10 protein-coding genes are annotated in these 11,977 nt (G+C 58.7%); 9 read left to right on the forward strand and 1 reads right to left on the reverse strand.

Going from position 1 to position 11,977, the window contains the following annotated elements; genetic code table 11:
• Window positions 1–155 precede the first annotated feature (155 nt).
• The 8 genes from IIY41_RS00415 to IIY41_RS00450 all read left to right on the forward strand — a co-directional run bounded on the left by IIY41_RS00415 (window position 156) and on the right by IIY41_RS00450 (window position 8,792).
• On the forward strand, window positions 156–1,241 hold the full coding sequence (locus IIY41_RS00415) for an ABC transporter ATP-binding protein (protein ID WP_009324502.1): 1,086 nt from the start codon (window positions 156–158) through the stop codon (window positions 1,239–1,241).
• Window positions 1,238–2,119: an ABC transporter permease gene (locus IIY41_RS00420; RefSeq protein ID WP_117473917.1), complete on the forward strand. Its 882-nt coding sequence runs from the start codon at window positions 1,238–1,240 to the stop codon at window positions 2,117–2,119. The genes IIY41_RS00415 and IIY41_RS00420 overlap by 4 nt, the downstream gene beginning before the upstream one ends.
• Window positions 2,116–2,958: an ABC transporter permease gene (locus IIY41_RS00425; RefSeq protein WP_287399130.1), complete on the forward strand. Its 843-nt coding sequence runs from the start codon at window positions 2,116–2,118 to the stop codon at window positions 2,956–2,958. The genes IIY41_RS00420 and IIY41_RS00425 overlap by 4 nt, the downstream gene beginning before the upstream one ends.
• Before the next feature lie 40 nt (window positions 2,959–2,998).
• Entirely contained in the window at window positions 2,999–4,087 is a 1,089-nt protein-coding gene (locus IIY41_RS00430) for a polyamine ABC transporter substrate-binding protein (RefSeq protein WP_117473915.1), read from the forward strand.
• 98 nt (window positions 4,088–4,185) lie between these two features.
• Window positions 4,186–5,487, forward strand: a complete 1,302-nt coding sequence (locus IIY41_RS00435; protein WP_287399133.1) for an amidohydrolase — start codon at window positions 4,186–4,188, stop codon at window positions 5,485–5,487.
• Window positions 5,487–6,350, forward strand: a complete 864-nt coding sequence (locus tag IIY41_RS00440) for a nucleotide-binding protein (RefSeq protein ID WP_050005450.1) — start codon at window positions 5,487–5,489, stop codon at window positions 6,348–6,350. Before IIY41_RS00435 ends, IIY41_RS00440 begins: the two co-directional genes overlap by 1 nt.
• Window positions 6,343–7,695 carry an amidohydrolase family protein gene (locus IIY41_RS00445; protein ID WP_117473913.1) on the forward strand — a complete coding sequence of 451 codons (1,353 nt, stop codon included), beginning with the start codon at window positions 6,343–6,345 and terminating at the stop codon, window positions 7,693–7,695. Before IIY41_RS00440 ends, IIY41_RS00445 begins: the two co-directional genes overlap by 8 nt.
• 11 nt (window positions 7,696–7,706) lie before the next feature.
• On the forward strand, window positions 7,707–8,792 hold the full coding sequence (locus IIY41_RS00450) for a DMT family transporter (RefSeq protein WP_287399135.1): 1,086 nt from the start codon (window positions 7,707–7,709) through the stop codon (window positions 8,790–8,792).
• A 115-nt stretch (window positions 8,793–8,907) separates the two neighbouring features.
• Here the strand turns inward: IIY41_RS00450 and IIY41_RS00455 are convergent, their stop codons facing one another.
• Entirely contained in the window at window positions 8,908–10,215 is a 1,308-nt protein-coding gene (locus IIY41_RS00455; RefSeq protein WP_205485515.1) for an alpha-amylase family glycosyl hydrolase, read from the reverse strand.
• A 449-nt stretch (window positions 10,216–10,664) separates the two neighbouring features.
• Between IIY41_RS00455 and IIY41_RS00460 the strand changes: the two genes are divergently transcribed.
• A complete protein-coding gene (locus tag IIY41_RS00460) occupies window positions 10,665–11,918 on the forward strand; it encodes a hypothetical protein (RefSeq protein WP_009324521.1) in 1,254 nt (417 codons plus the stop codon).
• The last annotated feature ends 59 nt before the right edge of the window (window positions 11,919–11,977 follow it).

The following is an 11,977-nucleotide window of genomic DNA, read 5'->3' on the forward strand; positions in this document are numbered from 1 at the left end:
CAAAACCATGACGCGCATGGTTTTGTTGTGGCCGCTTCGCGGCGACATCATGTTATAATCGCTCTAAAGTGCCGCTTTGCGGCGGCGGGCTGCTGTATTGCGGCCCGCTTTTCCGGCCCGCGCCCGGGCCAATCGGTTTTAATGAGGAGAGGAAAATGGGAGAAACAATTCTGGAACTGCAAAACATCGCAAAGCATTTCGGTGATACCGACGTGCTGAACGGTATCAGCATCTCAATCGGCAAAGGCGAATTCATCACGCTGCTCGGCCCTTCGGGCTGCGGCAAAACCACGACGCTGCGCATCATTGCCGGGCTGGAAACGCCCGACGAGGGCCGTGTCATTCTGAACGGGCAGGACGTGACGGACTCCGAACCCAACAAACGCGACGTGAACACCGTGTTCCAGAATTACGCCCTGTTCCCGCACATGACAGTGGCCGCGAACATCGGCTACAGTCTGAAGCTGAAAAAACGTCCCAAGGACGAGATAAAAAAAGCCGTGGACGACGCGCTGGCCCTTGTGCAGCTCTCCGGCTACGGCAAGCGCATGCCTGCGGAGCTTTCCGGCGGGCAGCGTCAGCGTGTCGCCATTGCCCGCGCCGTGGTGAACCGTCCCAGCGTGCTGCTGCTGGACGAACCCCTCGGCGCGCTGGACCTGCAGCTGCGCCGCCAAATGCAGCTGGAGCTGAAGGCTTTGCAAAAACAACTGGGCATCACGTTCATCTACATCACCCACGATCAGGAGGAAGCCCTTAATATGTCGGACCGCATCGCCGTGATGAAAGACGGCCGGTTCGAACAGCTCGGTACTCCGGCGGAGGTGTATGACAGCCCGCGCACCAGCTATGTGGCGCGCTTTGTGGGCACCGCCAATGTGCTGACGGGCACGGTTGAGGCTGTGGAGGACGACGTGCTGAAGGTAGCCTGCGCAGGCGGCTGCGCGGGCGCGCTGCGCCGCGGATATTCCTTTGCCCCCGGTGCGCCCATCACACTGGCCGTGCGCAGCGAGCACGTGGAATTCACAAAGGACCCCGCTGCCTGCGGTATCGCGGCCGTTATCCGGGAAAAGACGTTTGCCGGCGGCATGCTGCGCATCGCACTGGAGCTTTCCGACGGCACGACGCTCATCGCCAGCCGCCACGGCATTGATATGGATGTGCAGACGGGCGACGCGGTGCGCGTGACCTGGGCGCCGGCCAGCGCCGTGCCCGTGGACGTGGAGGCGGAAGAAGCGAAATGAAAGCAGCCTCCACCCCTTTTAAAAAGAAAAAAAAGCAGAGCGGCGTCTGGCTGACGCTGCTGCCGCTCTACCTGTTCACGCTGGTGTTCGTGGCCGGGCCTCTGGTGTATATGTTCGTACTCAGCTTCCAGACGCGCGCCGAGGTATGGGGTGTGGTGAACCAGTTCACACTGGACAACTACAAAAATATTTTTCAGCCCGTGTACCTGAACACCTTTGTGGAGTCCTTCAAGCTGGCGCTCACCAGCACGCTGCTCATCTGCGCCATCGGCTATCCTTTCGGCTATTTTATGGCAAAGCTGCCCGCGCAGTGGAAAAAGCGCGTGATGCTGCTGCTCATGATCCCGTTCTGGACCAGCTCGCTCATCCGGCTGTACGGATGGATCATCATTTTCCGTGCAAACGGTACGCTGGATAAGCTGCTGATGGGCCTGGGCCTTACCGACGGCCCGCTCAAGCTGCTGTACACCTACCCCGCCGTGGTGGTGGGCATGGTATACGCGCTGCTTCAGTTCATGATCCTGGCCGTTTACTCCAGCGCGGAAAAAATGGACTGGAGCCTTGTGGAGGCCGCGCGGGACCTGGGCGCTACGCCGCTGAAGGCCTTTCTTACCGTCACGCTCAAGCTGACGCTACCGGGCCTGCTCTCGGGTGTTATCCTTACGTTCATCCCCTCCATGGGCCTGTTCTTCATCGCCGACATCCTGGGCGGCAACAAGGTGGTGCTGGTGGGCACTTTGATTCAGGACCAGGTAAACAAAACGCACAACCTGCCCTTTGCGGCCGCGCTGAGCGTGGTGCTGATGATCCTGACCAGCCTGATGATCTCGCTGTACAAGCGTGTGACACACACCACGGAACTGGAGGGCATCTTATGAAAAACCGTACAAAACTGCCCAACATCTATATCGGCGTTGTCACGGCCGTTCTGTATCTGCCCATCGTGCTCGTTATCATCTATTCGTTCAACGAAAGCAAGATCAGCTCGGTGTGGGGCGGCTTTTCTCTCAAATGGTACGAAACGCTGTTCAGGGACGCCGCCATGTTCGAGGCGCTGGGCAACAGCATCGTTCTGGCGCTGTGCGCCAGCCTCGGCGCGGCGGTCATCGGCACGCTGGGTGCCTACGGCTTCACCAAGGTGCAGCTTCGCACCAAAAGCGCCGTGGAATATGTGTCCATGCTTCCCATCATGATCCCCGAGATCATCTTGGGGATGGTATTTATGGCTTTCTTCTCCTTGCTGGGCCTGCCTTTTGGGATGACAACGCTCATCCTCTCCCATACTGTCTTTTGCGTTCCTTATGTCTATATGCTGGTGAAAGCGCGCCTTGTGGGCATGGACAAAAGCCTGGCGGAAGCCGCGCGGGACCTGGGCGCGGGCGAGGTGCGCGTGTTCTTCGATATCACGCTGCCCCTGCTGGTGCCTGCCATTCTGTCCGGCATGCTGCTCAGCTTCGCCATGAGCCTGGACGACGTCATCATCAGTATCTTCGTCACGGGTGTCAATGTGAACACGCTGCCCATCAAGGTTTATACGCAGCTTAAAACCGGCGTCACGCCGGAAATCAACGCCCTGTGCACATTGATGCTGGGCGCTACCATCATTCTGGTTGTTCTCTCGAATGTCCTGGGTAAAGTGGGAAAGCCCCGGACCGGGAAGCAGCATAAAGAGACCGCGGAGCGTTCCGCGGCTCCCGTCCCGGCGCAGCCGCAGTGATTCTGCAGCCGCCGCAGCAACACCATAAGGAGGAAAACCAATGAAAAAATTCTTTGCACTGGCACTCTCTCTGGCGCTGGCGCTCACCGCGTTCGCGGGCTGCTCCGGCACGTCCGCTTCCACTTCCACGCCGTCCGCGGCTTCCGGCAGCACGACCGGCTCTACCGAACTGAACCTGTACACCTGGGAGGGCATGTTCCCCCAGGAGGTGCTGGACGCCTTTACCGCCGAGACCGGCATCAAGGTGAACTATTCCAGCTTCGATACCGACGAAAACATGCTGATGAAACTGGAAGCCGCAAACGGTGGAGACTACGACGTTGTAATTGCCGACGATTATATCCTTGAGCCTGTCATTGCCCAGGGGCTGGCACAGAAGCTGGATAAAACACTGCTCACCAATTACGGTAATATCAACCCGTTGTACCAGGGCCAGTTTTATGATCCCGAGGACGAATATACCGTGCCTTATGGCGCGGGTGTAATGTCCATCATCTACGACCCCTCGGCGGTAGACATGGAAATCACCAGCTATGCTGATTTGTGGGACCCCTCTTTAAAAGATAACCTGGGATTGATCGCCAATTCCCGTGTAGTCACAGGCATGGCGCTGAAAATGATGGGCGAAAGCTATAACACCGAGGACCTTGATATTATCCAGCGAGCGGGCGATAAGATGCTGGAGCTTACCCCAAATGTGCGTGTTATCAACGACAACAACCTGCAGGACGCTCTTATCACCGGTGAGGTGGGCGCGGCGCTCGTCTATTCCTCACAGGCCACACAGGCTTTGCAGACCAACGCGAATTTCAAACAGGTGTTCCCTGCCGAGGGCATCGGCTTCGGTGTTATGCCGCAATTCATTCCCGCGAACGCGCCGCATCCGGATGCCGCTCACGCCTTTATTGATTATATCCTGCGTCCTGAGGTTGCCAAACAGTGCTTTGACGTGCTGGGTTATTATTGCACCAACAAGGCTGCGGATGAACTGCTGGATGAATCCGTCCGCGAATATGTGACGATGCCGGAGAGTTTTCAGGGCAGCGGCGAGGCGATCCGGACGATTTCCTCAGAAGCAACTGACCTGCACAACCAAATCTGGATAGAATTTCTGGATGCCTGCGGTTAATTTCTTTTTAGGCTGCTTCGGAATAAAAACCAGATTTCAGGGAAAATGGGGGCCGTCTTTTGACGGCCCTTGTTCCCGTATTGGGGAGGTTCAAAACCATGGATGCTGTTGAACAGAAGATCCTTGCCACCGTTGACGCCCAGCGTGAAACGCTGCTTGCCTTTGCACAGGATATCGGCGCGCACGCCGAGCCGGGCTTTTTTGAAACACGCACCGCCGCCCGTGTGGCCGAACTGCTGCGCGGCTGCGGGCTTTCGCCGCAAACCGGTCTGGCCCGCACAGGCGTAAAGGCCGTTTTGCAGGGCGGCGCGCCCGGCCCCTGCGCGGCCGTCATCGGCGAGCTGGACGGCATTCTTTGCCCCGCGCACCCCGCCGCAAATCCCGAAAACGGCGTTGCCCATGCCTGCGGGCACAATGCGCAGCTCACCGCGCTGGTGGGCGCCGCGCTGGCGCTGAGCGCGCCCGGGGTGGCCGAGGCGCTTTCGGGCAGCGTGGCGTTTTTTGCCGTTCCCGCCGAGGAATATGTCCCCATCGGCACGCGGCAGGCGCTGCAAAAGCAGGGCGTGGAATTCTGCTGCGGCAAATCCGAACTGCTGCGCACGGGCGGCTTCGACGGCGTGGACCTTGCGCTGACCACGCATGTACATATGATTCCCTGCGAAAGTGACCTCCTTTTGGGCAACGTGGCCTGCAACGGCTTCACCAGCAAAACGGTCGTCTTTCACGGCAAGGCCGCCCACGCGGCCACTGCGCCCCACGCGGGCGTAAACGCCCTCAACGCGGCCGCGCTGGCGCTGAACGCCGTGGGGCTTCTGCGGGAGACTTTCCGCGAATGCGACACGGTGCGCATCCACACCAACATCCGCGAGGGCGGCGCGGCGCTGAACGTGGTGCCGGAGACCGTGGTAATGGAGGCCATGGTGCGGGCCGCCACACTGGAGGCGCTGGACGACGCGGCCCGAAAATTCGACCGGGCCTGCACCCACGCGGCCGAGGCTCTGGGCGCGCACGCCGAGATTCTGACTTATCAGGGCTACATGCCCGTGCGCCCGGCCCCGGCAGACCCCGCTTTGCTGGCGGCAGCCGCCGCGCTGCCCGGGCTTTCGGCCCAATGCGCCGAGCCTGGCATGCAGAACATTGCCAGCACCGACGTAGGCGACCTCTCCCAGGTGATGCCCGTGGTGAACTTTACCCACGGCGGTACGGCGGGCGCGCTCCACAGCGCGGACTTTGCCGTCACGGACGTGGACAAGGCCTATATCGCTCCCGCCAAGATGATGGCTCTGACGGCCTATCATCTGCTGAAGGACGGCGCGGTGCTGGCGCGCCGGACAATGGACGGATTCACCCCCGTGTTCACACGGGAAAGCTATATCGAAACAGTAAGGAGGCAGGGCTGATGGCACAGCGCATCTGCTTTTTGGGACGCGGCGGCAGCGGAAAAAGCACCGTCGCGCAGAACCTGGGCCACGCGCTGGCCCTCAAAGGGTACCACGTGCTGCTGGTGGGCAACGACATCAGCCTTTCCTCCACGGTGCTGCTGCGCGGAGAAGCGGATATCTCCCCCGCGCTGGAGGATTACCGGGAACACTACGAGATCGACCTGAACGACTACGTCATCCCCACGCCCAGCGGCGTATACTGCCTGGAGCTGGGCAGCATCGACCCCGGCGTGGGCTGCCTGGCCCGCGGCGTCACGCTCATTGATGAGATGCTGGATACTCAGGGCGTCTCCAATTCCCTGCAGCTCGACTTCATCCTCTATGATATCTCCGGGGAAACGCCCTGCACGGGCTACATCCTTCCCATCCGCGAGGGCGTGATGCAGCGGTGCATCATTGTCACCAACGGAAGCTTTGCCTCCGTCACCACGGCCAACAGCATTTTGCAGGCCATCCTGCGCGCGGCGGGCGCGGACAACTTCCCCGTGCAGCTCATCGTGAACAATGCCTCCTGTGAGGAGACGAAAGAGGAGCTTGCCAGCTATGCCCGGCGCGCCACCATCGAGATCCTGGCCAGTCTGGATTACTGCAAAGAGCTGGAATACAGCTCCCTTGCCGGCAAAACGGTGTTCGACACCGCGCCCGACAGCGCCTGCGCCGCACACCTGCGCGCCGTTGCGGACGATCTTCTGCTCTCCACCATCCCCACGAGCCTCACGCCTTTCCCCCGCCGGGAACTGGTCACCTGGCTGCGCTGCTGGCAGCGGCGCGAGCTCGCCCGCCGCCTTGCTTTGGCGGACACGGAGGCGTGCGATGGTTGACGTGGTATTCACGGGCGGGCGCGTGGTAGACGTGCGGACATGCACGTCCCGTATCGCAAACGTCGCCGTGGAACACGGCAAGATTGTGGATATCTCCGCGCATGAGCTTCCTGCAAAACGCGTGGTGGACGCGGCGGGCCTTGTTGTGGCCCCGGGCTTTATCGATGTGCACGGCCATCTGGACGGCCATGCCTATGCGGGGCAGCTCTCCGCCATGCAGGGCATTACCACCACTGTCGGCGGCAACTGCGGGCTTTCCCCGCTGGACCTGGAGGGCTGGTTCGCCGGACAGGCGCGCACAGGCTATGTGATCAACCAGGCGGAGCTGGTGGGCCACAGCTTTTCCATGCGCCGGGCCGTGGGCATCGAGGATGTGAATGCCCGGGCCAGCGCCGCCCAGACGGACGCGATGATCCGCATTGCCGACAGGGCGCTGCGCGCGGGCGCGGCGGGCGTTTCCCTGGGGCTGGACTACGCCCCGGGCAGCGGCCTGGCCGAGATAGACGCCATGGCCGCCATAGCGGCAGAATACGGGCGCTGCCTGCCCGTGCATACACGCCTGTTCACCCAAAACGACCTTTATTCCCTGTACGAGATGCTGGCCGCGGCCAAGCGCAGCGGCGGGCGGCTGCTGCTGAGCCATTTCGTCTACCAGTACAGCGGCTTCGGCACGCTGCGCCCGGCGCTGGACGTTGTGGACGCCGCCCGCGCCAAGGGCATGGACGTATGGATGGACAGCGGCATGTATACCGACTGGGCCACCTATGCAGGCACCGCCACCTTTGACGAGCAGACCATCAAGGACAACTCCCTGCGCTTCGGCGATATGGTCGCCGCCACGGGCAAGTATACGGGCACGCGCCTGAACCGGGAGCTGTACGAGCTTCTGCGCCACAAATATCCGGACGAGTCCATCATCTGCTATTCCGGCGAGCCGTACGAGATCTACGAGGCGCTGCAAAAGCCCTATGCCATGATGAGTACGGACGCGGGCGCTTACGCCCCCGGCGAGGGGCACCCGCAGATTGCGGGCAGCTATCCGCGTTTTCTGCGTAAGATGGTGCGGGAAAAGCGCCTGCTGGGGCTGGAGGAAGCCGTGTACAAATGCACGCTGCTGCCCGCCCAAACATACCACATTCCTGGCAAGGGCGTGCTGGAGCCGGGATATGACGCGGACCTTGTGCTTTTTGACCGGGACGCCGTGCGCGACAACGCCAAAATGCCCGACAAGGGCGAGCCGGACGCCCCGCCCGACGGCATCCCCTATGTGATGGTGAACGGTGTGTTCGCCGTGGATGACGGCGTGTTCCAAAACACCCGCAGCGGCAGCGTCATCCGGTACTGAGCGGACGCACTGTGGTATTCCGCTCTCTTTTCGCCATGCCGCCCTTTGCTGTTTCGGCTGTGGTAAATTTAGATTTGATAAAAGGTGCGATGACGTTGAGTAAAAACAAGACAGCTACGGTTTTTGCAATTTCGGCTGCGGCACTATATGCAATTAATGTGCCATTATCAAAACTTTTACTGATAAATGTGTCGCCCAGAATGCTTGCAGGATTTTTATATTTAGGAGCAGGTGTTGGTATTGGTGTACTTCTTGGAATAAGGAAAACACAGAACAGGCTGGCTGACGAACAATGGCTGGATAAAAAAGATTTGCCTTATACGATTGCAATGATTGGTCTCGACATAGCAGCACCTATATTCTTAATGCTTGGCATTGCTAATACAAATTCCGCTAATGTTTCGCTGATTAATAATTTTGAAATTGTTGAAACTTCTGTGATTGCTCTTGTAATTTTTAAAGAAAAAATTTCCAGGAGGTTATGGGCCGCAATTATCCTTGTAATGCTATCCAGTGCAATTCTTGGTTTTGAGGGAACAGAGGCATTTGTATTTAACAAGGGTTCATTGTTTGTATTGTGCGCTTGTATATGCTGGGGCGTGGAGAATAATTGCACAAGGAGTATAAGTGATAAGAGTTCAGAAGAAATCGTTTTGGTGAAAGGAATTTTCTCTGGTATCGGTAGTGTCCTTATTGCATTTATTGTTGGGGAAAAACCGCCTGAAATCACCTATATGCTTGCCGCTATGTTACTTGGTTTCGTTTCCTATGGCTTGAGCATTAACTTTTACATTATGGCACAAAAAAATTTAGGTGCCGCAAAAACAAGTGCCTTTTATTCTGTTGCACCATTTTTAGGAGTTGGATTTAGTTTTATTATTTTAGGCGAAAGACCGACATTTCAATTTTACATTGCTCTTGGAATTATGATAATCAGTACATTGCTTATGATAAAGGATACGCTTGGCAATGAAAAATTATATAATGGTTACGTCCATATCCATCAACATAAACATGGGCGCATAGTACACACATACGAGCATAGACATTTTGTATATAATCCTATGCACATACATAATCATTCACATGCAGGCTAATAGACAAATTCAAAATTATCAGGCATTCGTTCTTTTCAAAAAACGCAAAACAGCGCGGGCGTCCGGCCTTATCCGCCGGACGCCTGCGTTTTTCTCCGCCATTTTCCTCGTCCGTTTACTCCACGCGCCAATAAGCCGCGCTGTACGGCGCAAGACGGCTGCCGCCACCGAAATCGTGCGGCCTTCCGGTGACAAGATCCACCGCCCGCCCCGCGCCCGCGTCAAAGTGCGCGTCGAACGGTTCGCCCTCCGCGTTCACGGCCACCAGCACGCGCTCGCCCTCCGCCGCGCGCTCGAAGATGTACTGCCGGTTCGTCAGCAGCACCGTGCGGTAAGCGCCATGGCACAGTGCCCTGCTGCCCCGGCGCGCCGCCGCCAGCCGGGCAATATACTCCGTCAGCCCGTTTTTCTGCGGCATGTCCACCGCGGGGCGCAGCGCCGCGTCGCCGTCCTCTTTGCCGCCCTCCATGCCCCACTCGCTGCCGTAATAAACGCAGGGCACGCCGGGCATGCCGAACAATACCCCGTACAACGGCCACAGATGCTCTTTGTTCGTTAAAATCGTGGCCACGCGCGTTACATCATGGTTATCCGCAAAGGACAGCAGAGGCAGGCCCTTATACAGCGTCCACGCCTCGGGGCCGAACTGCCGCGCCAGGCTGTGGCCAATCTCAAACAGGTTCATGGAATTGAAGCTGGAATACAGCCCCTTGTAGCACTCATAATTGGTGGCGCTGTGCAGCATGGCGCCGTTCACCATGCGCTTGTAATCGCCGTGCAGCATTTCGCCGATGAGCACGAATTCCGGCTTCAGGCCGCCGGTAAAGGCGCGCAGACGGCGCACGAAATCCTCGTCCAGACAATAGGCCACATCCAGCCGCAGGCCGTCGACGCCAAATTCCTCCACCCAGCCGCGAATACAGCCGAACAGGTATTCCGCCACAGCCGGATTGCGCAGGTTCAGCTTTACAAGCTCGTAATGGCCCTCCCAGCCCTCGTACCACAGGCCGTCGTTGTAACCCGAATTGCCGCCGAAGTCAATGTGGAACCAATCCCGGTACGGGCTGGCCTCCCGCTTCTCCAGTACGTCCCGGAAGGCCCAAAAGCCGCGCCCCACATGGTTGAACACACCGTCCAGCACCACCCGGATGCCCGCCGCGTGCAGCGCCGCGCACACGCGCGCAAAATCCGCGTTCGTACCAAGGCGGCCGTCCAGCTTCGTATAGTCCCGGGTATCGTAGCCGTGAGCGTCGGATTCAAACACCGGGCAGAAATACACCGCGTCCGCCCCCAGCTTTTTGATATGGGGCACCCAGTCCAGCAGCTTCAAAATACGCGGCTCCGTTCCGCCATCGTTTTCCCGCGGCGCGCCGCACAGGCCCAGCGGATAGATCTGGTAAAACGCGCTTTCTTCAAACCACATCACGGGGTCACTCCTTTTCTTCGCGCCGCCCGCTCCGCATGGGGCGCGCTTTGCCGTTCCGGTTCACGGGACAGCCTGTTCTTTAGTATACCATATTTCTAAGCTCACACTTCGCGTACCGCTCGTGTTCACTAAGAAACAGGGTATCTATGCCGCTAAACTCATGCTTCGCCTGCGGCCCGCATTCGTTAACCGGACATATTATACCATAACGCCGCGAAGCGGCCTCAACAAAACCGCATCCATTGCGGTTTTGCATGGTTCAATGTTCTCAAAGCCCTGTGCGCCGGCACAGAAGCGTGTGCCTTGCACACGCGCAGCCGCGCCAGCGGCGGCTTTGAGGTTATTATACCATGTTTCCGAACCCGCGCATACACATGCCTTTCTCCGGAAATAATAGCGGCAGACGAAGCCGCGCTTTTCCGCGCGAAAAAGAAAGGACTGACCGTATGAATCCCTTCCTGGAAAAACCGTCTCCCGTGGACGCGGGCCTGATGGACTGGAGCACCGTATACGCCCGCTCTTACGACAAAAACGAGGTGGACCCCTACACCAAGGTGCGTATCATCCTGATGAACGGCACCGAATATGAGGCCGTGTGGTTCAGCCACCAGTTCCACCGCCACTGCCCGAACAACGACCTGCGGCGCGAGCTGGCGCTGGCGCGCCGGGTAGAGCAGCAGCAGCAAAAGCGCATCTCCTGCCTCAAGCCCATCGACGAAACGCCGCTGGAAACGACCATCGGCTACGAACAGCTCGCGGTGGACCTGACGGCAATCCTGGCCCAGCGGGAGCCGGACCCATACGTTGTAAAGGTGATGCAGTTCGCGCTGTTGGAGGACTTCGACCATCTGTACCGCTACGCGGACCTGCTGGACATGGAGGACGGCGTCCACGCCGAGCGCCTTGTGGGCAGCTATACCGAGATCATGCCCGGCCGCCCCACCATATCGGAGCACCGCCATCCCTTTGACAGCGTGCGCCGCGCCTGCAGCTTCAAAAAGGCCGCGCCCATCACGAAACTGAACACCTCCATCATCACCGCCGCCGAGCAGCAGACCATGAACTATTATATGAACATCGCCGCGTTTTACAAAAGCGACCGCGGCCGGAAGCTCTACCAGGAGATCGGCATGATCGAAGAGCAGCACGTGACGCAGTACGGCGCGCTGCTGGATACGAAGTGCACCTGGCTGGAAAGCCTGCTGATGCACGAATATACCGAATGCTACCTGTACTGGTCGTGCTTCAACGACGAGACGGACCGTCCTGTGAAAAAAATCTGGGAACAGCATTTCCATCAGGAGCTTTCCCACCTGCACGCCGCCGCGCGCCTGCTGCAGACCTATGAAAAGAAAGAGTGGCGGCAGGTCATTCCGGACGGCGAATTCCCCGAGCTGCTGAAATTCGGCCCGCAGAAGGAATATATCCGCGATGTTCTGGCCGGCACAGTGGAATGGACGGCGGACGGCGAGGAGTTCACCGACGTGCGCACGCTGCCCGCAGACTTCCGCTTCTTCAATTACCAGCGCACTGTAAACGCACGCACCGCGCAGGTTCCCAGCCACGCTGTCATAGAGGATTATCTGGCCGAATACGGCCGCGATTACCGCTATGAGGACGCACCGCATCCTGTGAAGGCGCTGCAGGACCGCGAGAAGGATAACACCCGCGTGGGCCGTACCCGCAGCTGCACAAAATAACGCTCGCCCGCAAAAAAGCGTTTCTCAGCCTGAATCAAACGGACCGCACCAATAAAAAA

The sequence above is a fragment of the Ruthenibacterium sp. genome (assembly GCF_017421385.1).
GTDB classification, from domain to species: Bacteria; Bacillota; Clostridia; order Oscillospirales; family Ruminococcaceae; genus Ruthenibacterium; species Ruthenibacterium lactatiformans.